At 71.8% G+C, this 19,285-nt stretch carries 15 protein-coding genes and 1 pseudogene; 11 read left to right on the top strand and 5 right to left on the bottom strand.

The genetic code is table 11. The annotated features are described in order from the left end of the window. Positions 1–319: 319 nt before the first annotated feature. Together disA and radA are read right to left on the bottom strand one after the other, a co-directional pair. The gene (gene disA / locus ACIBL4_RS39595; RefSeq protein WP_274818155.1) at positions 320–1,444 is read right to left on the bottom strand and encodes a DNA integrity scanning diadenylate cyclase DisA; all 1,125 of its coding nucleotides are present in this window, start codon (positions 1,442–1,444) and stop codon (positions 320–322) included. Between the two features lie 80 nt (positions 1,445–1,524). After that, a complete protein-coding gene (gene radA, locus ACIBL4_RS39590) occupies positions 1,525–2,934 on the bottom strand; it encodes a DNA repair protein RadA (protein WP_086564614.1) in 1,410 nt (469 codons plus the stop codon). Between the two features lie 196 nt (positions 2,935–3,130). Here radA and ACIBL4_RS39585 point away from each other — a divergent pair, with 196 nt between their 5' ends. Further along, entirely contained in the window at positions 3,131–4,840 is a 1,710-nt protein-coding gene (locus ACIBL4_RS39585; RefSeq protein ID WP_399416692.1) for a hypothetical protein, read from the top strand. 36 nt (positions 4,841–4,876) lie between these two features. On the opposite strand, the gene ACIBL4_RS39580 is transcribed toward ACIBL4_RS39585, so the two are convergent. After that, a complete protein-coding gene (locus ACIBL4_RS39580) occupies positions 4,877–5,692 on the bottom strand; it encodes a hypothetical protein (protein ID WP_399416691.1) in 816 nt (271 codons plus the stop codon). A 71-nt stretch (positions 5,693–5,763) separates the two neighbouring features. On the opposite strand from ACIBL4_RS39580, the gene ACIBL4_RS39575 reads away from it, so the two are divergent. From ACIBL4_RS39575 to ilvD, 4 genes and pseudogenes are all read left to right on the top strand, one after another. After that, on the top strand, positions 5,764–6,696 hold the full coding sequence (locus ACIBL4_RS39575) for a Ppx/GppA family phosphatase (RefSeq protein WP_399416690.1): 933 nt from the start codon (positions 5,764–5,766) through the stop codon (positions 6,694–6,696). A 93-nt stretch (positions 6,697–6,789) separates the two neighbouring features. Further along, on the top strand, positions 6,790–7,614 hold the full coding sequence (locus ACIBL4_RS39570; RefSeq protein WP_399416689.1) for a sugar phosphate isomerase/epimerase family protein: 825 nt from the start codon (positions 6,790–6,792) through the stop codon (positions 7,612–7,614). Positions 7,615–8,084: 470 nt separating this feature from the next. Then, positions 8,085–8,687 (top strand): annotated as a pseudogene (locus ACIBL4_RS39565) (TetR family transcriptional regulator); the annotation flags it as partial. A 131-nt stretch (positions 8,688–8,818) separates the two neighbouring features. Continuing rightward, positions 8,819–10,672 carry a dihydroxy-acid dehydratase gene (gene ilvD, locus ACIBL4_RS39560; protein ID WP_399416688.1) on the top strand — a complete coding sequence of 618 codons (1,854 nt, stop codon included), beginning with the start codon at positions 8,819–8,821 and terminating at the stop codon, positions 10,670–10,672. A 58-nt stretch (positions 10,673–10,730) separates the two neighbouring features. Here the strand turns inward: ilvD and ACIBL4_RS39555 are convergent, their stop codons facing one another. Further along, positions 10,731–12,836 (bottom strand): serine/threonine-protein kinase, encoded by a 2,106-nt coding sequence (locus tag ACIBL4_RS39555; RefSeq protein ID WP_399416687.1) that lies wholly within the window; start codon positions 12,834–12,836, stop codon positions 10,731–10,733. A gap of 181 nt (positions 12,837–13,017) precedes the next feature. Here ACIBL4_RS39555 and ACIBL4_RS39550 point away from each other — a divergent pair, with 181 nt between their 5' ends. The 6 genes from ACIBL4_RS39550 to proC all read left to right on the top strand — a co-directional run bounded on the left by ACIBL4_RS39550 (position 13,018) and on the right by proC (position 17,592). Then, the gene (locus ACIBL4_RS39550; RefSeq protein WP_399416686.1) at positions 13,018–13,332 is read left to right on the top strand and encodes an SH3 domain-containing protein; all 315 of its coding nucleotides are present in this window, start codon (positions 13,018–13,020) and stop codon (positions 13,330–13,332) included. Positions 13,333–13,745: 413 nt separating this feature from the next. After that, a complete protein-coding gene (locus tag ACIBL4_RS39545) occupies positions 13,746–14,228 on the top strand; it encodes an EamA/RhaT family transporter (protein WP_399416685.1) in 483 nt (160 codons plus the stop codon). A gap of 54 nt (positions 14,229–14,282) precedes the next feature. Next, complete coding sequence (locus tag ACIBL4_RS39540; protein WP_399416684.1) at positions 14,283–15,068, top strand: class I SAM-dependent methyltransferase; 786 nt, start codon at positions 14,283–14,285, stop codon at positions 15,066–15,068. A gap of 32 nt (positions 15,069–15,100) precedes the next feature. Continuing rightward, the gene (locus ACIBL4_RS39535; protein WP_399416683.1) at positions 15,101–15,889 is read left to right on the top strand and encodes an ABC transporter ATP-binding protein; all 789 of its coding nucleotides are present in this window, start codon (positions 15,101–15,103) and stop codon (positions 15,887–15,889) included. Beyond that, positions 15,886–16,665, top strand: a complete 780-nt coding sequence (locus tag ACIBL4_RS39530) for an ABC transporter permease (protein ID WP_399416682.1) — start codon at positions 15,886–15,888, stop codon at positions 16,663–16,665. Before ACIBL4_RS39535 ends, ACIBL4_RS39530 begins: the two co-directional genes overlap by 4 nt. Positions 16,666–16,779: 114 nt before the next feature. After that, positions 16,780–17,592 (top strand): pyrroline-5-carboxylate reductase, encoded by an 813-nt coding sequence (proC, locus tag ACIBL4_RS39525; RefSeq protein WP_399416681.1) that lies wholly within the window; start codon positions 16,780–16,782, stop codon positions 17,590–17,592. A gap of 49 nt (positions 17,593–17,641) precedes the next feature. Here the strand turns inward: proC and trpS are convergent, their stop codons facing one another. After that, positions 17,642–18,688 carry a tryptophan--tRNA ligase gene (gene trpS, locus ACIBL4_RS39520; RefSeq protein WP_399416680.1) on the bottom strand — a complete coding sequence of 349 codons (1,047 nt, stop codon included), beginning with the start codon at positions 18,686–18,688 and terminating at the stop codon, positions 17,642–17,644. Positions 18,689–19,285: the final 597 nt, after the last annotated feature.

Here is a 19,285-nt window from a genome sequence, read left to right as displayed (position 1 = left end):
AGGATCAGACGAAGGCCGCCCCCACGTCCGGCAAACCCCCAGGTGAGCGACTCAGTACGAGACACCGTTCGAGGCCGGAAGAAAAAGAACAAGCTAAGGGTGTTGCACAACGGGACCGGCGCTGGTTTCCTGCCATGATCCGACCTGTCGAGCGCTTCGTTTTGTTCCGTTTCCTGGCGGCTGGCGACGCTTGATGACCTTGCGTGCGAGGAGCTGCGTGATGTCCCGGGACGTTCTGCAACACCCTTTAGCACCGGGCGGTTCAGACGCTTGAGGGCGGTACCCGGCAAGGGGTACCGCCCTCGTTGTCAGGCAGGCGCTAGACGTACCGCTCCAGGATCGACGACTCCGCCAGCCGCGACAGCCCCTCCCGGACGCTGCGGGCCCGGGCCTCGCCGACGCCGTCCACCGTCTGGAGGTCGTCGACGCTCGCGGCGAGCAGCTTCTGGAGGCCGCCGAAGTGCTCGACCAGGCGGTCGATGATCGCGCCGGGGAGCCGGGGCACCTTGGCGAGCAGGCGGAAGCCGCGCGGCGACACCGCCGAGTCCAGCGTCTCGGGCGAGCCCGTGTAGCCCAACGCCCGGGCCACCGTGGGCAGTTCGAGCAGCTCGGCGTGGGTGAGGGCGTCCAGCTCGGCCAGCGCCTCGTCGACCGTGCGGGAGCGCTTGGCGGTGGGCTCGGGCACGTAGTCCCGGACGACCAGCTCGCGCTCGGGCTCCACGCCGGCGATCAGCTCGTCGAGCTGGAGGGCCAGCAGCCGGCCGTCCGTGCCCAGCTCCACCACGTACTCGGCGATCTCCGTGGCGATGCGGCGCACCATCTCCAGGCGCTGGGCGACCGCGGAGACGTCCCGGACGGTCACCAGGTCCTCGATCTCCAGCGCCGACAGCGTGCCCGCGACCTCGTCGAGGCGGAGCTTGTAGCGCTCAAGGGTCGCCAGGGCCTGGTTGGCGCGGGACAGGATCGCCGCCGAGTCCTCCAGGACGCGGCGCTGGCCGTCCACGTACAGGGCGATCAGCCGCATCGACTGGGAGACCGAGACGACCGGGAAGCCGACCTGCTTGCTGACGCGGTCGGCGGTGCGGTGCCGGGTGCCCGTCTCCTCCGTGGGGATCGTCGGGTCCGGGACCAGCTGCACGCCCGCGCGCAGGATCTTCGACAGGTCCGAGGACAGCACGATGCCGCCGTCCAGCTTGCACAGCTCGCGCAGACGGGTCGCGGTGAACTCCACGTCCAGCACGAAACCGCCGGTGCACAGCGCCTCGACCGTCTTGTCGGAGCCGAGGACGATGAGTCCGCCGGTGTTGCCGCGGAGCACGCGCTCCAGGCCGTCGCGCAGGGCGGTGCCGGGTGCCACGGCGCTCAGCGAGGCGCGCATCAGGCCCTCGGTACCGGCACTCCCGCCGGACTTTCCGGGAGCTGATGCCCGGTCGTTGGCTGCCACTGCACTCCTCCGGTCGCAGGTTCTGGGCGACCCCGTGTCGCGCGCTCGGTTCGCACGGACGGGCGAGACCAGGGCAAAGTCTACCGGCGACCCTCCTCGTCCCGGGGGGCCTCTCTGCGACGGGACCGGGGGAGGACCCGCAGGGCGTCCCCTATGTCCGCTACTTCCAGAACCTTCATGCCCGAGGGAATCTTGCCCGGGTCGCCCGGTACGAGGGCGTGCGTAAAGCCCAGGCGGTGGGCTTCGGCCAGCCTGCGCTGCACGCCCGTGACCCGTCTGACCTCGCCGGCGAGGCCGACCTCCCCGATCGCGACGAGGTTCTTGGGGAGAGGTGTGTCACTCGCCGCGCTGGCCAGGGCGAGAGCGACAGCCAGGTCCGCTGCGGGCTCCGAGAGCTTCACACCGCCCACAGTCGCGGAGTAGATGTCCCTTTTGCCCAAGGCGCTGATCCGGCCGCGCTGTTCCAGCACCGCGAGCATCATCGAGACGCGGGAGGTCTCCAGGCCCGAGGTGGTGCGGCGCGGGGAGGGGATCTGCGAGTCGACCGTGAGCGCCTGGACCTCGGCGACCAGCGGGCGGCGGCCCTCCAGCGTGACGGTCAGGCAGGTGCCCGGGACCGGTTCGGCCCGGCGGGTCAGGAAGAGCCCGCTCGGGTCGGCCAGGCCCGTGATGCCCTCGTCGTGCAGCTCGAAGCAGCCGACCTCGTCGGTGGTGCCGTAGCGGTTCTTGACGCCCCGGACGAGGCGGAGGCGGGCGTGCCGGTCGCCCTCGAAGCTCAGGACGACGTCCACGAGGTGCTCCAGCAGGCGCGGGCCCGCGATGGCGCCGTCCTTGGTGACGTGGCCCACGAGCAGCGTGGACATGCCGCGCTCCTTGGAGGCCCGGATCAGGGCTCCCGCGACCTCCCGCACCTGGGCCATGCCGCCGGGCGCGCCGTCGATCTCCGGTGAGGCCACCGTCTGCACCGAGTCCAGGATCAGCAGCGACGGCTTCACCGCGTCCAAGTGGCCGAGCACCGCCGCCAGGTCCGTCTCGGCGGCCAGGTAGAGGTGGTCGTCGATGGCGTGGATGCGGTCGGCGCGCAGCCGGACCTGGCTCGCCGACTCCTCGCCCGTGACGTACAGCGTGCGGTGCTCGTCGCTCGCCGACTTGGCCGCCACGTCCAGCAGGAGCGTCGACTTGCCGACGCCCGGCTCGCCCGCGACCAGGACCACCGCGCCGGGGACGAGTCCGCCGCCGAGCACGCGGTCCAGCTCGGGCACGCCGGTGGAGCGGGCGGTGGCCTGGCGGCCGTCCACCTGGCCGATGGGCAGGGCGGAGGTGGTGACCCGCCCCGGCGTCGTCGTACGGACCGCGGGCGCGCCGTACTCCTCGACCGTCCCCCAGGCCTGGCACTCGGGGCAGCGGCCGAGCCACTTCGCCGTCTGCCAGCCGCACTCCGTGCAGCGGTAGGACGGGCGGTCCTTGGTGGTCTTCGTACGGGCAGCCATGGACGAAACCGTAGCCGCAGGCACTGACAACGCGGGGGCCGGCCGGGGCGGTCACCTGCGCGCCAGGGCCCCGCCACCCCGCGCCGGCGGCGGAACCACTGGTTCATATCCCCGATTGAGGGATCGTTTCACCCGTACGGATTAAATGTGCTCAAGCCGCCGGAAGGTGCCACCCACAGCCGCCTACGGTCGCCGAATGATGAGCAGTACTCCGGAGATCTCGACCCGCTCCACCCGCACGGCCGGCCCGCACCGGGCGCACCGGGAAGCGCGTGACCGCGGGGCGGCGCGCACGCTGGCGCAGCGGCCGCCCGCGCGCTACGAGCCCTACCTGGACGGCCTGTTCACCTACTGCCTGTCCGTATTGTGCGACCACGACGCCGCGACCGCTGCCCTGGGCGACGCCCTCGCGCTCGCCGAACGCCGCGGCAAGCACGTCCCCGATGCCCCGGCCGACCGCCGGGCGTGGCTGTACGCGCTGACCCGCTGGGCGTGCCTGCGCAAGCTGGCCGAGGCCAAGCAGAAACGTCAGAGCAGCCACGCCGCGGGCCGCCCTCAGCGCGCCGACCGGCCGTCCGGCCCGGCCGTCTCCGAGGAGGTCCAGGAACGACGGCGGCGTGAACTGGCCCTGCTGGCCTGGCCGGAGGCCGCCGGCACCACCCCGGAGCAGCGCGAGGCGCTGGAACTGGCCGTGCGCCACCACCTCGCCGCCCACGAGGTCGCCGCCGTCCTGGGCATGGACCTGGCCGCCGCCCGCGACCTGCTCGCCTCCGCCGCCTGCGAGGTGGAACGCACGCGTGCCGCCCTCGCCGTCGTCGAGACCGGGGCGTGTCCGAGCGTCGCGCACCTCGTCGGCGACGACCGGCCCGTGCTCGGCACGGCCCTGCGCCGCGAACTCGTCCGGCACGTCGACGACTGCCCGCGCTGCCGCCGCACCGCCGAGCGCGCCATCCCCGGCCGCTGGCCCGGCACCAGCGTCACACCCGCCGAACTGCCCGTCCTGTCCGCCCCGCGCGCGGCCCTGCACGTCGCCATGGCCCACCACGCACGCGCGCGTGGCGCCGGACCCCGCTTCGACCGGCGCGGGTTCCCCATGGACCCCAAGGACCGCGCCGCCCGAAGGGACCGCCTGCGCGCGCGTGCCGTCACGACGACCGTCGTGGCCACCGTGGTGGCCGCTCCCGTGCTCGCCCTGTGGGCCGCCTACCGGGGCACCCCCGTCGGCGAGGGCCAGGACGGCCGCTCCGCCTCAGCACGCGAGGCGGACGACCCGTTCGCCCTGGACGGCGAGATGGCCGGCGGCGGCTACGAGAACACCGGCAACGCGAGCACCAGGCCCGGCCCCCGCTTCGGCAAGGACGGCAAGGCCGACGTCTCCGTGGAGGTCCTCGGCGTCGCCGGCGCCGGCCGTACGAGCGCCCTGGACGTCACGGCGGACCACAGCGGCGACACCACCCTCATCACCCTCACCGCCACGGGCCCGGACCCGGTCCGCTGGTCGGCGTCCACCGGAGCGGACTGGCTCTACCTGAGCCGGTCGTCGGGAACGCTCCGGCCCGGCGAATCGTTGACGATCAAGGTGTACGTCGACCATCTGCGGGAGCCCTCCGGCCCCTGGCAGGCGCAGGTGGCGGTCGCCCCGGTGGGCGCTGTCGTCCACATCGAGGGCTACGGCACCGCGCCCAGCCCCTCCGACCCCGGCCCGCGACCGGACCCTCGCCCCGGCGATCCGGGCGACCCGCCTCCGACCCGGCCCGACCCGACGCCCACGACCTCGGCCCCACCGGACCCGACGCCGACGACCCCGCCTCCGTCACCCGACCCGGACCCCACACCCACGGACCCGGGCCCGGACCCGACGCCCCCGCCCTCGGACAGCGGCGACCCGAGCCCGTCCACGCAATAGACGGTCAGTGCAAGAGAGGGGCAGTGCAGGAGACGGTCAGGCGACCGGATCGGCCGGATGCGGCGCCAGCAACGGCAGCTGCGAGGCCAGCCGCTCCTCGCACAGCTCCACCAGCCGGTCGTAGCCGGCCTTGCCCATCAGCTCGATGAGCTCCGGCCGGTAGGAGACGTACACCGGCTCGCCCGCGCCGTGCGCCGAGGTCGCCGAGGTGCACCACCAGTGCAGGTCGTGGCCGCCCGGCCCCCAGCCGCGCCGGTCGTACTCACCGATCGACACCTGGAGCACGCGCGTGTCGTCGGGCCGGTCGATCCACTCGTAGGTCCGCCGCACCGGCAGCTGCCAGCACACGTCCGGCTTGGTCTCCAGCGGCTCGCGGCCCTCCTTCAGGGCGAGGATGTGCAGCGAGCAGCCCGCGCCGCCGGCGAAGCCGGGCCGGTTCTGGAAGATGCACGAGCCCTGGAAGGGGCGCGTCTGCCGGTCGCCGTCCTCGTCCTCGGAGATCCAGCCGTTGATCGTGCCCTCGGCGTGGTGCTGCCAGATGTCCGGGGTGAGCCTCGCCACATGCTCGGCGACCCGCTTCTCGTCGTCCTCGTCGGAGAAGTGGGCACCCAGCGTGCAGCACCCGTCGTCCGCGCGGCCGGCCTGGATGCCCTGGCAGCCGCTGCCGAAAATGCAGTTCCAGCGAGAGGTCAGCCATGTCAGATCGCAGCGGAAGACCTGCTCGTCGTCCGCCGGATCAGGAAACTCCACCCACGCGCGGGCGAAGTCGAGGCCCTTCTCGTCGGGACTCTTCTCGTCGGGCCGCGGTACGCCCGATGATTTGTCGCGCTTCGCCTTTTTCGTCTTTGGCACGAGTCCAGAGTACGGGCCTTGTCCCGGCACCGAGGACGGCGGATGGCACGGCTGGCAGTAGCGTTCCGTACATGAGACTCGGTGTCCTCGACGTGGGATCGAACACGGTGCATCTGCTCGTGGTGGACGCGCATCCCGGCGCGCGCCCCCTGCCCGCGCACTCGCACAAGGCGGAACTGCGCCTCGCCCAGCTCCTCGACGACGACGGCTCGATCGGCCCCCAGGGCGTCGACCGGCTGATCTCGGTCGTCCAGGAGTCGCTCCAGGCCGCCGAGGACAAGGGCGTCGTGGACCTCCTGCCGTTCGCCACCTCCGCCGTGCGCGAGGCCCGCAACGCCGACGACGTCCTCGCGCGCGTGCGCACCGAGACCGGCGTCGAGCTCCAGGTCCTCACCGGCGAGGAGGAGGCCCGCCTCACCTTCCTCGCCGCCCGCCGCTGGTTCGGCTGGTCAGCCGGGAAATTGCTGGTCCTGGACATCGGCGGCGGCTCCCTGGAGATCGCCTACGGCATCGACGAGGAGCCCGACGCGGCCGCGTCCCTGCCGCTGGGCGCCGGCCGCCTCACCGCCGGGTGGCTGCCCGGCGACCCGCCCGCCCCGGACGACGTGCGGGCCCTGCGCCGCCATGTCCGGACCGAGGTCGCCCGTACGGTCGGCGAGTTCAGCCGCTTCGGCCCGCCCGACCGCGTCGTCGCCACCTCCAAGACCTTCAAGCAGCTCGCCCGCATCGCCGGAGCCGCCCGCTCCGCCGAGGGCCTCTACGTTCAGCGGGAACTCAAGCGGAAGTCCCTGGAGGAATGGGTCCCGAGGCTGGCCGGGATGACGGAGGCGGAACGGGCCGAGCTCCCGGGCGTCTCCGAGGGCAGGGCGGGCCAGCTGCTGGCGGGTGCCCTGGTCGCCGAGGCCGCGATGGACCTGTTCGGCGTGGAGCGCCTGGAAATCTGCCCGTGGGCCCTCAGGGAGGGCGTGATCCTGCGCCGCCTGGATCACATGGAGTCGGTGTGAGGCCGTGGGGAGGGCGGGGCCGTCTATGGCAAACACCACAACGGCGAATAGGCACCCCGCTCCACCCCGACCACACCCCGTAATCTGTCCTGCATGGCAGAGCCAGCCGTAAGGATCCCGGACGCGAAGGTCGCCCTGTCGACGGCCTCGGTCTACCCGGAGTCGACGGCCACGGCCTTCGAGATCGCCGCGCGCCTCGGCTACGACGGGGTCGAGGTCATGGTCTGGACCGACCCCGTGAGCCAGGACATCGAAGCCCTGCGCAGACTCAGCGACTACCACCAGATCCCGGTCCTGGCCGTCCACGCCCCCTGTCTGCTCATCACGCAGCGCGTCTGGTCCACGGACCCCTGGACCAAGCTCCAGCGGGCCCGCGCCGCGGCCGAGAAGCTTGACGCGAGCACGGTCGTCGTCCACCCCCCGTTCCGCTGGCAGCGCCAGTACGCCAGGGACTTCGTCGCGGGCATCTGGCGCATGGCGAACGAGACGGACGTACGGTTCGCCGTCGAGAACATGTACCCCTGGCGCTACCGCGACCGCGAGATGCTCGCCTACGCCCCCGACTGGGACGTGACGAAGGACGACTACCGCCACTTCACGATCGACCTCAGCCACACCGCGACGGCCCGCGCCGACGCGCTGGACATGGTCGACCGCATGGGCGACCGCCTCGGCCACGTCCACCTCGCCGACGGCAGGGGCTCGGCCAAGGACGAGCACCTCGTGCCCGGCCGCGGCACCCAGCCCTGCGCCGAGGTCCTGGAGCGGCTTGCCCTGACCGGCTTCGACGGCCATGTCGTGATCGAGGTCAACACCCGCCGCGCCATGTCGAGCGCCGAGCGGGAGGCCGACCTGGCGGAGGCCCTGGCCTTCACCCGCCTGCACCTGGCCTCGGCGGCGAAGGTACCGAGGCGATGACCGACCTGCCCCCGCCCGGCCCCCCGAACGCCGTCGGCACGGGGACCGGCTCCGGCTCCGGCAAGGGGACCGGTACTGGCACCGGCTCCGGTACTGGCACCAGCTCCGGCACGGGGACTGGCTCCGGCACGGGGACTGGCTTCGGCACGGGGACGGGCATGGGCACGGGCATGGGGACCGGGACTGGCACCGGATCCGGCTCCGGCTCCGGGACGGGGACCGGCACGGGGACGGGCACCGGCACGGGGACGGGCACCGGCACGGGGACGGGAACCGGTACGGGGACTGGCTCCGGCTCGGGAACCGGCACCGGGGCCGGCGCCAACCCCGGCACCGGGACTGGGGCCGGCGCCAACCCCGGCACCGGGACTGGGACCGGCGCCAACCCCGGCACCGGCACCGGGACCGGCGCAAACCCCGGCCCCGGCACAGGGACCGGCCCAAACCCCGCCCCCGGCACCGCCCCCGGCACAGGACCCACCACCCGCCGCCGAGGCCGCCCCCCACGCACGGAGTCGGCCGGCACACGGGACCGCATCCTGACCGCCGCCCGCGAGGAGTTCTCCGAGCGCGGCTACGAGAAGACCTCCGTCCGCGGCATCGCCAAGGCGGCCGGGGTCGACCCGGCGCTCGTGCACCACTACTTCGGGACGAAGGAGCAGGTCTTCGAGGCGGCGATCGCCCTCTCCTTCGGACCCGCCCTCGACGCGCCGAAGGCCGTCGAGGAGGGCCCCCTCGACGGCGTCGGGGAGCGCCTGGCCCGCTTCTTCTTCGGCGTCTGGGAGAACCCGGCGACCCGCGCGCCCCTGCTCGCTATCGTCCGCTCCGCCGTCACCAACGACACGGCGGCCGCCGTCTTCCGCCGTATCGTCGCCACCCAAGTGCTGCGCCGCATCGCGGGACGGCTGGACCTGCCGGACGCCGAGCTGCGGGCCGAGCTCGCCGCCGCCCAGCTGGTCGGCACGGCGATGCTGCGGTACGTCATCAAGATCGAGCCGCTGGCCTCGGCGGACCCGGAGCAGATCATCGCGCGCCTGGCACCGGTCGTGCAGGGGCATCTCACCGGGCCCTGAACCGCCGCCGGCCGAGACATGCGTCCCGCATTCCGGACACTCCGTCCCGCCCTCTGGATGACCGGCGTACGCTCGGTAGCAGTCAGAAGTCTCCGAATCCTCTGACGCCGTCTCTGAAGGAGCGAGCGACGATGCCCGAGCTGAGGTCCCGCACAGTCACCCACGGCCGCAACATGGCGGGCGCCCGCGCCCTTATGCGCGCCTCCGGTGTACCGGGTGCGGACATCGGCCGCAAGCCGATCATCGCGGTCGCCAACAGCTTCACCGAGTTCGTCCCCGGCCACACGCACCTCCAGCCGGTGGGCCGGATCGTCAGCGAGGCGATCGTCGAGGCCGGCGGCATCCCGCGCGAGTTCAACACGATCGCCGTCGACGACGGCATCGCGATGGGCCACGGCGGCATGCTCTACAGCCTGCCCTCCCGCGACCTGATCGCGGACAGCGTGGAGTACATGGTCGAGGCCCACTGCGCCGACGCCCTGATCTGCATCTCCAACTGCGACAAGATCACCCCGGGCATGCTCAACGCGGCCCTGCGCCTGAACATCCCGACGGTCTTCGTCTCCGGCGGCCCGATGGAGTCCGGCCGGGCCACGCTCGTCGACGGCACGGTCCGCACGCTCGACCTGGTCGACGCGATGTCCGAGGCCGTGAACGAGAAGATCTCGGACGAGGACATCCTCCGCATCGAGGAGAACGCCTGCCCGACCTGCGGCTCGTGTTCCGGCATGTTCACCGCCAACTCCATGAACTGCCTGACGGAGGCCATCGGCCTCTCCCTCCCCGGCAACGGCTCGGTCCTGGCCACCCACACGGCCCGCAAGCAGCTGTACGTCGACGCGGCCAACACGGTCATGGACATCACCCGCCGCTACTACGAGCAGGACGACGACGCGGTCCTGCCGCGCAACGTCGCCACGTTCGCGGCCTTCGAGAACGCCATGGCCCTCGACATCGCGATGGGCGGCTCGACCAACACGATCCTGCACCTGCTGGCCGCGGCGCAGGAGGCCGGTGTTCCCTTCGGCCTGGAGGAGATCGACGCGGTCTCCCGCAGGGTCCCCTGCCTGGCCAAGGTCGCGCCGAACGTCGCCAAGGACCGCACGTACTACATGGAAGACGTGCACCGCGCCGGCGGCATCCCCGCCCTCCTCGGCGAGCTGCACCGCGCGGGCCTGCTCAACGAGGACGTGCACGCGGTCCACAGCCCGTCCCTGTCCGACTGGCTGAAGACCTGGGACGTGCGCGGCGGCTCCCCGTCCTCCGAGGCGCTGGAGCTGTGGCACGCGGCCCCCGGCTGCGTCCGCTCCGCCGAGGCCTTCTCCCAGTCCGAGCGCTGGGAGGCCCTCGACGAGGACGCCGAGGGCGGCTGCATCCGCTCCGTCGAGCACGCGTACTCCAAGGACGGCGGCCTCGCGGTCCTCAAGGGCAACCTCGCGGTCGACGGCTGCGTGGTGAAGACGGCCGGCGTCGACGAGTCGATCTGGACCTTCGAGGGCCCGGCGGTCGTCTGCGAGTCGCAGGAGGAGGCCGTCGAGAAGATCCTGCTGAAGCAGATCAAGGAGGGCGACGTCGTCGTCATCCGCTACGAGGGCCCCAAGGGCGGCCCCGGCATGCAGGAGATGCTCTACCCGACCTCGTACCTGAAGGGCCGCGGCCTCGGCAAGACCTGCGCCCTGATCACCGACGGCCGCTTCTCCGGCGGCACGTCCGGCCTCTCCATCGGCCACGCCTCGCCCGAGGCGGCCGCCGGCGGCACCATCGCCCTGGTGGAGGACGGCGACCGCATCCGCATCGACATCCCGAACCGCACCATCGAACTCCTCGTCGACGACGCCGAGCTGGCCCGCCGCGAGCAGGCGCTGAACGGCGTGTACGCCCCGAAGAACCGCGACCGCAAGGTCTCGGCGGCACTGCGGGCCTACGCGGCGATGGCGACCAGCGCCGACAAGGGCGCCGTGCGGGACGTCTCGAAGCTGGGCTGACCACTCCACGCACAAGGGCCGCCCCCGGTCTCCCGGGAGCGGCCCTTGTGCGTACGCGCTACCACCCCGACGGATCACGCCCGCTCACGGCGAAGACGGACCCGTCCGGCGCACCGGCATAGACACGGTCCCCCACGAGCACGGGCTCGGGAAGCGCGGCCGGAACCCGATCCGACCGTTCGCCCAGCCGCGGAGACGTCTGCCCGACGAGCTTCCCGCGCCGCGCGTCGACGGCGAGCAGCCTCCCGTCCGGCGCGGTGACGTACACGTACCGGTCGTCGGCGACCGGCGTCGACCCCCGGACGATCCCCGTCTCCAGACTCCACCGCTGCTTGCGCGCCTCCAGATCGACGGCGACCAGCGCACCGCCCGTCGCCATGAGGTGCACGACGTCCCCGTGCACACTCCCCGCCACCTGCTGCAACGCAATGCGCAACGGCACCCGCACACTGGTCCGGCGTTCCGGGTCGTAACGGACCACGGCCCGCGCCTCCCCGCGCACCGCGTCGACCGCTACGAATACGACCGCCCCGTCCACGGTCCCGAGAGGCTGCAACGCCCCCTCCAGCCGCGCGTCCCACCGCACGTCACCCGTGCCCGGATCCACCGCCGTGACCGTCGTACCGGACCCGTCACCCAACACGCTCGCCGCGTAAGCCAGCGGATCCCCGGGAAACGAGACGAAATACGGCACGTCCTGCCCGGGAATCGAATGACTCCACTTCACCTCACCCGAGGCGCTCTCCACCCCGCTCACCGTCCCGTCGGCCGCGGTGAGCAGCAGCATGCCGCCGACGGCCCGCAGCCCCCCGTACGCGGGCAGCTCCTGCCGCCGCTTCACCTCACCCGAGCCGGGATCGAGCATCGTCACCCGCCGCCCCTGGCCCAGCCCGGCCGGCACGAGCCCACCCGACACGACCGGAGCCCCGCTCGGCGGCCCGCTCGCGTCCAGAGGATGCCGCCACAGCAGCCGCCCGTCGACAGGATCCAGAGCGAAGACCAGCCCGGTCTGCGCACACAGCAACTTCCCCGCCGTGTACGCACACTGAGGCATGCTCTTCCCGGACAACGGCGGCGCCTCCCACGCCGAGAACGCGGCCGCCGTGGTCCGCGGAGCGGCGACCTCGGACGCCGGCCCGCCATCCCCGAGCAAGGGAACCGACACGAGCACACCGAGGACGGCCAGCCCGAGGACTCCGGCACCGAGCGCGGCCCGCTTACCGACCCGCACCCTGGACCGCCGCGACGGCTCCTCCTCCCCGCCGCCCTGCTCGGCAACGGCCGGTGCCTCCTCCTCCACCCGCTGCGCCGGTATGAACGCCTGCGTGTCGTACGAGGCCGCCACCGACCGCAGTTCCCGCATCAACTCGTCGGGGGAGGGCCGGTCCTCGGGCTCCTTGGCGAGACACCGCAGCACGAGCGGCACCAGCTCTTCCGGTACGCCGGCCAGCTCGGGCTCGTCGTGCACGACCTGATAGGCGACGACGTACGGACTGTCGGAGTCGAACGGCCCCCGCCCGGTCGCCGCGTGCACCATCACGGACCCGAGGGCGAACACATCGGCGGCGGGCCCCACTTCCCGGGGCCGCCGGAACTGCTCCGGCGCCATGAAGGGCGGCGTCCCGATCAGCTTCCCGGTCTCAGTCCGCAACTCGCTGTCTTTCGGCCGGGAAATGCCGAAGTCGATGACCTTCGGCCCGTCCTCGGCGAGCAGGACGTTGCTCGGCTTCAGGTCGCGGTGCACGACCCCGACCCGGTGGATGTCACGCAGCGCCTCGGCGAGCCCGGCCATCAGCCGACGCAACTGCGCCGGGGCCAGGGGACCGTTCCGCTTCACCTCCTGGGCCAGCGTCGGGCCCGGAATGAACAGCGTGGCCATCCAGGGCCGTCCGGCCTCGGGGTCGGCATCCACGACGGGCGCGGTGAAAGCCCCGCTGACCCGCCGGGCCGCCCCGACCTCCTGCCGGAAACGCCCCCTGAACTCGGGATCCTTGGCGAACTCCGCGTGCACGACCTTCACGGCGACCTTCATCCCGGACGTACTCCGGGCCAGGTGGACGACCCCCATGCCGCCCGAGCCCAGACAGGACTCGAGCCGGTAGTGACCGGCGTACTCAGGAAGTTCCGCTTCCGGGCCCGCTCCGACGTTCCGCTGTGGCGCCATGGGACCACCCCCGTGCTGTTCGTCCGCGCGCGCGACGCACGGAGCCTAGTCGATGACTCGTACGGGACAGAGGCGGCTTGCTAGCCTCCGCTGGCGTGTCACGCACTGGTGTTTGATGGCGTGATTCAGGGGAATGAACGGGATCCCATGGAAGCCATGGGGTGCAACGGGGGAGGTTTTCATGTCAGTAGAGCCTGTCGAAGAGGCCGAGCGCGGCAAGCCACTGGTCACCACACTGGCCGCGGCGGCCACCTATTACTCGATCGCTCCGGGCGTCAGCGTCAACGTCCGCAGCGGTCCGGGCACCGGCTACCCGATCGTCAAGGTTCTGCCCGAGGGCTCGCGAGTCCCGATCCACTGCCAGACACCCGGCACCACGGTCACGGGCCCGTACGGCACGACGAACATCTGGGACAACATCGCAAGCGGCCAGTACGTCTCGGACGCCTACGTCAGGACGGGCAGCGACGGCTACATCCGCCCGCGCTGCGGCTGACCTGCGGCGCTGTTGCTGGGGCGGGGTGGGTGCGCAACTCGGCGCTGCGAGGTGCCGCTGCGCCCACCCGTGCCGCCTGGGGGCACCTCCCAGGCCCTTAAGGCACTGGGGGAGGCACGACTGCCCGCAGCTGAGGCGGCCACGGCGGCCCGCAGCGCGGCGGCCTGCGGCAGCTAAGCCACCACGCACCCGCACCCGCCGACGCACGGAAGGGGACGTGTCGGGGGGTGTCCGCCCGCAGCGGTTGGCGCGTCAACGGGGAGTTGGTCGGTACGCAAGCCCATCGCGCCGTTCCGAGGACGGACACCCCCCCGGCGCGGCCCCGACCCACCGCACCCCGGTAGGCGCTACGCGCACCCCCACCGAAGCAGCCACAGGCCGCCGCAGGCACCCCGCAGGCCCATAATCGACCGGTGAGCGCAGAGAACAGCCCCCTCGCCCCCCGCCCCGAGCCGATCCGCTTCCTCGGCACGACCTGGCTGAACCACGACAACGGCTACACCGCCCGTCGCATAGGCGTCGCCCTCGGCTCACTGGCCACCGCAGTCGTCTCCTGCCTCGTCCTCCGCCTCGCCTACCAGGGCCTCCTGCTGGCCGCGATCGGCAGCTTCGTGACCCTGCTCATGGTCGTGATGTTCGCGATCTGCAGCGCGCTGGCCTTCCGCCACACCTGGGACGGCTTCACCCGCCGCTCCGACCCCGACCGGCAGGCGTCCCTCCGCGGTCTCCTGACCATCGGCTTCGTCGGCTCCCTCCTCGCCTACTTCCTCCGCTCCCTCACCGAGGCCCCTGGCGAGAAGCTCCACCGCGAGGAGTACGAGGCAGCCCGCAAGCACCACGAGCAGCGCACGACCCGCCGCTCGGGCAGCCCGTCGAAAAAGCGCCGCCCCGCATAACCCGCCGGCCTCTCACCGAAATCCCCCAACCCCGCCCCCGGCCACCATGGCCGTATGACCACACCCCCCTCCGCCCACCACCCCACCCGCACTGCCCGCGCCCACTCCTTCAACACCGCCGCAGCCCAATACGCGGCCAGCCGCCCCTCCTACCCCCCAGCCCTCTTCGACGCGATAGAAGCCCTGGCCGACCGGCCCCTCCCCGGCTCCCGCGTCGCAGACATCGGCGCGGGCACCGGCATAGCGACCGCCCTCCTCCACGCCCGAGGCGCGCACGTCATCGCCGTAGAACCCGGCGACGGCATGGCGGCCCAGTTCCGCAGCACCCTCCCCGACGTCCCCATCGTCCGCGGCACCGGTGACGACCTCCCCCTCGCCGACGCCTCCGCCGACTTCGTCACCTACGCCCAGGCCTGGCACTGGACCGACCAGTCCCGCTCCGTCCCGGAAGCCCTCCGCGTCCTGCGCCCCGGCGGCGCCCTCGCCCTCTGGTGGAACACCGACGCCCTGGACGTGCCGTGGATCGCCGAAGCCGCCGCCCGCACGGAACGCCACTTCGGCATCGACACGGCCGCCGAGCGGCGAAACGTCAACGCCCGCGCCGCCGACCCCACCGGCCGCCTCGACTTCACCCGCCATACGGTCCGCTGGAGCCGCCGCATCCCGGTCGACACCCACCTCGCCAACCTCGGCAGCCACTCGGTCTTCCTCGTCCACGGCGAGGACCACACCGCGGCCTTCCTGGCTGAGGAACGCGAGCACCTCCTCAAGGCCTTCCCGGACGGCATCGTCGAAGAGGTCTACGACGTGATCCTCCTCCTGGCGAAGACCTCTGCTTGACGCACCCCACCCCCGGGGGCATTATTCATCACATGATGAATAATGCTCCCGACCCTCCACGCACAGCCGTCCAAGCCGAGAACCTCACCGTCACGCGCGGCCCCCGCCAGGTCCTCCACAACCTCGCCTTCACCATCCCCCGAGGCCAGATCACCGGCCTCCTCGGCCCCTCCGGCTGCGGCAAGTCCACCCTCATGCGCGCCATCGTCGGCACCCAGGCCAAGGTCACCGGCACCCTCGACGTCCTCGGTCACCCCGCCGGCCACCCCACCCTCCGCACCCGCATCGGTTACGTCACCCAGGCCCCGTCCGTCTACGACGACCTGACCGTCCGCCAGAACCTCGACTACTTCGCGGCGATACTCGACCCCGGCAGGCCCGCCGCCGACCGCCGCCACGACGACGTCACCCGCGCGATAGCCGACGTCGACCTCACCACCCACGCAGACGCCCTGGCCGGCAACCTCTCCGGCGGCCAGCGCAGCCGCGTCTCCCTGGCCGTCGCCCTCCTCGGCACCCCCGAGCTCCTGGTCCTCGACGAACCGACCGTCGGCCTCGACCCGGTCCTGCGCCGCGACCTGTGGACCCTCTTCCACGCCATCGCGGTGAGCCGCGGCGCGACCCTCCTGGTCTCCTCCCACGTCATGGACGAGGCCGAGCGCTGCCACCGCCTCCTCCTCATGCGCGAGGGCGAGCTCCTCGCCGACGACATCCCGGAGGCCCTGCGCACCCGCACCGGCGCGGACACGGTCGAGGAAGCCTTCCTGCACCTGGTGGACGAGGCCAAGGCCGCAGCCCGCACCAAGGAGACGACCCGATGACCACCACGAGCACCACCACCCCCACCCGGCCGCGGGCCCTGAGCGCCTCCCGCACCACAGCCACCGCCACCCGCGTCCTACGTCAGCTGACCCACGACCCCCGCACCATCGCGCTGCTGATCCTCATCCCCTGCGTGATGCTGCTCCTGCTGCGCTACGTCTTCGACGGCAGCCCCCGCACCTTCGACAGCATCGGCGCGTCCCTCCTCGGGATCTTCCCGCTGATCACGATGTTCCTGGTGACCTCCATCGCCACCCTGCGCGAACGCACCTCGGGCACCCTCGAACGCCTCCTCGCCATGCCCCTCGGCAAAGGCGACCTCATCGCCGGCTACGCCCTCGGCTTCGGGACCCTCGCGATCATCCAGTCCGCCCTGGCCACGGGCCTCGCGGTCTGGTTCCTCGGCCTCGACGTCACCGGCAGCCCCTGGCTCCTCCTCCTGGTGGCCCTGCTCGACGCCCTCCTCGGCACGGCCCTCGGCCTCTTCGTCTCGGCCTTCGCGGCGTCGGAATTCCAGGCCGTGCAGTTCATGCCGGCGGTGATCTTCCCCCAGCTCCTCCTCTGCGGCCTGTTCACACCCCGCGACACCATGCACCCGGCCCTGGAGGCCATCTCCGACGTCCTCCCCATGTCCTACGCGGTGGACGGCATGAACGAGGTCCTCCGCCACACGGACATGACCGCCACGTTCGTACGCGACACCCTGATAGTCGCCGGCTGCGCCCTGCTGGTCCTGGCCCTGGGCGCGGCGACCCTGCGACGCAGAACGGCATGAGCCGGCCGCGCCCCCCGGCGCGCGGCATCCCGCCCAACGGACAGCCAAGCCGCCGCCCCCTCCTCGATGCGAGGATGTACCCCGGACGACGCACCCCCGGAGGCACCCCGCGCCATGACCCAGAAAGTCGCAGTCCTCGGCACCGGCAAGATCGGCGAAGCCCTGATCAGCGGAATGATCCGAGCCGGCTGGACACCGGCCGACCTCCTGGTCACGACCCGCCGCCAGGAACGAGCCGAGGAACTCCACACCCGCTACGGCGTCACCCCGGTCACCAACCCGGAAGCCGCGAAGATCGCCGACACCCTGATCCTCACGGTCAAACCTCAGGACATGGGCACCCTCCTCGACGAACTCGCCCCCCACGTCCCCGCCGACCGCCTGGTCATCAGCGGCGCCGCCGGCATCCTCACCGCGTACTTCGAGGAACGCCTCGCCCCCGGCACCCCGGTCGTCCGCGTCATGACGAACACCCCCGCCCTGGTGGACGAGGCCATGTCGGTCATCTCCGCCGGCACGCACGCCACCGCCGACCACCTGGCCCACACCGAGGAGATCTTCGGCGCCGTCGGCAAGACGCTCCGCGTCCCCGAGTCCCAGCAGGACGCCTGCACGGCTCTCTCCGGCTCCGGCCCGGCCTACTTCTTCTACCTGGTCGAAGCCATGACCGACGCGGGCATCCTCCTCGGCCTGCCCCGCGACAAGGCGCACGACCTGATCGTCCAGTCCGCGATCGGCGCCGCGACGATGCTCCGCGACAGCGGCGAACACCCCGTCAAGCTCCGCGAGAACGTCACGTCCCCCGCCGGTACGACGATCAACGCCATCCGAGAACTCGAGAACCACGGCGTACGAGCCGCCCTCATCGCCGCCCTCGAAGCCGCCCGCGACCGCAGCCGCGCCCTGGCCTCGGGCAACAACAACTGAGGAGCACCACGGGCGTCGGGGACGTTCCGCCCCCGACGCCCGCACCACCTCACACCCTCAACACGCCGGCCCCACCCGCGTCCGCAGCCGCCGATTCCGGCACGGCAGGCAGCAACCCGATCGCGCGATACGCGGCATCCACCGTCGGCCGCGCCATCCCCCGGGCCCGCTCCGCCCCGTCCCGCAGCACCCCCTCCACATAGCCAGGATCCGCACACAACTCCTTGTGCCGCTCCTGCACGGGTCTGAGCACCTCGACCACCGCCTCGGCGGCGTCCTTCTTCAAATCCCCGTACGACGCGTACGCACCGCTCAGCTCCTCAGGACTCCCACCCGAGCACGCGGCGAGGATCTCCAGCAGATTGGCGAGCCCCGGCCGGGCCTCCCGGTCGTAGACGACCTCCCGCCCACTGTCGGTCACGGCCCGCATGACCTTCTTCCGCACCACGTCCGGCTCGTCCAGCAGATAGACGATCCCCGGCCCGACGTCATCGCTCTTGCCCATCTTCGACGTCGGGTCCTGCAGGTTCATCACCCGCGCCGCCACGCTCGGCCGCGTGGCCCGCGGCACCACGAACGTATGCCCGTACCGCTGGTTGAACCGCACCGCCAGATCCCGCGTGAGCTCGACATGCTGCACCTGGTCGTCCCCGACCGGTACCTCATCAGCCCCGTACGCCAGGATGTCCGCCGCCATCAGCACGGGATACGTCAGCAGCGACAGCCGCACACTCCCGCCCCGCCGCTGCTCCCGCGCGGCCTTCTCCTTGTACTGGATCATCCGCCGCATCTCACCGTCGGTGGCCACGCACTCCAGCACGTACGACAGCCGCGCATGCTCGTCCACATGGCTCTGCACGAACAGCGTGCAGAGCTCCGGATCCAGCCCGGACGCCAGCAACAAGGTCGCCGCCTGCCGGCTCAGCCTTCGCACCCGCGCGGGATCGTGGTCCACGGTCAGTGCGTGCAGGTCGACGACGCAGAACAAGGCGTCCGCCTCGTGCTGGTCGACGGCAGCCCACCGCCGCATGGCTCCCAGGTAGTTCCCCAGCGTCAGATGCCCCGTCGGCTTGACCCCGCTGAAGACCCGTGTCATCTCTCCTCCACCTCCTGGCCGAGACCGCCGCTCCGGCGGCCGCCCCCCGGTGGTCCTGGAGGGAGAAAACAAGAACGGCCGCCGAAGCGGCGGCCGTTGAGTGCATACGTGAGGACGGCCGCCGTCAGGCGGCCCACCACAGCTGGCTACACGTACGCGTCGTCATGCCCTCCACACTACGCCCCCGGGGTGCCGTCTGCCCTTGAGTTGACACGCCCAGACCCCATCCGTAGTGTTCTCCGAGTTGCCCGACGTGAGCGCCGACCCCGGTCGGTCCCCGGGCAGCCAATCCGCAAGTACCAACCACTACTCGACGACGTAGTTCTGTCGTCGTTTCATTGGCATGCGTATTTACGGAATGAGGAATCCCCGTTCGAAAGGACGCGGCCCCCGATTGGCTCGGGAGCAGGGGAATCCGCTAAAGTCTCACTCGTCGGAACGGCCCAAGGGCCGCCAAGACAAACCCCGCTGACTGGGAATCGGGCCCGAAAGGATCTGATAGAGTCGGAACCGCCGGAAAGGGAAACGCGGAAGCGGAAACCTGGAAAGCACCGAGGAAATCGGGTCGAGAAAAGATCTGATAGAGTCGGAAACGCA

Origin of the sequence: Streptomyces sp. NPDC050416 (genome assembly GCF_044458845.1) — a bacterium.
In the GTDB taxonomy this organism is placed as follows: Bacteria; Actinomycetota; Actinomycetes; order Streptomycetales; family Streptomycetaceae; genus Streptomyces.
Note: the sequence above shows the minus strand (reverse complement) of the source record. Positions and strands in the feature narration are given on the sequence as shown.

What these genes read in the sequence shown, in the direction of transcription:
- radA (WP_086564614.1), bottom strand. Translation starts at nt 2,934, where the DNA reads ATGGCTGCCCGTACGAAGACCACCAAGGACCGCCCGTCCTACCGCTGC.
- ACIBL4_RS39585 (WP_399416692.1), top strand. Translation starts at nt 3,131, where the DNA reads ATGATGAGCAGTACTCCGGAGATCTCGACCCGCTCCACCCGCACGGCC.
- ACIBL4_RS39575 (WP_399416690.1), top strand. Translation starts at nt 5,764, where the DNA reads ATGAGACTCGGTGTCCTCGACGTGGGATCGAACACGGTGCATCTGCTC.
- ACIBL4_RS39570 (WP_399416689.1), top strand. Translation starts at nt 6,790, where the DNA reads ATGGCAGAGCCAGCCGTAAGGATCCCGGACGCGAAGGTCGCCCTGTCG.
- ilvD (WP_399416688.1), top strand. Translation starts at nt 8,819, where the DNA reads ATGCCCGAGCTGAGGTCCCGCACAGTCACCCACGGCCGCAACATGGCG.
- ACIBL4_RS39555 (WP_399416687.1), bottom strand. Translation starts at nt 12,836, where the DNA reads ATGGCGCCACAGCGGAACGTCGGAGCGGGCCCGGAAGCGGAACTTCCT.
- ACIBL4_RS39550 (WP_399416686.1), top strand. Translation starts at nt 13,018, where the DNA reads ATGTCAGTAGAGCCTGTCGAAGAGGCCGAGCGCGGCAAGCCACTGGTC.
- ACIBL4_RS39540 (WP_399416684.1), top strand. Translation starts at nt 14,283, where the DNA reads ATGACCACACCCCCCTCCGCCCACCACCCCACCCGCACTGCCCGCGCC.
- ACIBL4_RS39535 (WP_399416683.1), top strand. Translation starts at nt 15,101, where the DNA reads ATGATGAATAATGCTCCCGACCCTCCACGCACAGCCGTCCAAGCCGAG.
- ACIBL4_RS39530 (WP_399416682.1), top strand. Translation starts at nt 15,886, where the DNA reads ATGACCACCACGAGCACCACCACCCCCACCCGGCCGCGGGCCCTGAGC.
- proC (WP_399416681.1), top strand. Translation starts at nt 16,780, where the DNA reads ATGACCCAGAAAGTCGCAGTCCTCGGCACCGGCAAGATCGGCGAAGCC.
- trpS (WP_399416680.1), bottom strand. Translation starts at nt 18,688, where the DNA reads ATGACACGGGTCTTCAGCGGGGTCAAGCCGACGGGGCATCTGACGCTG.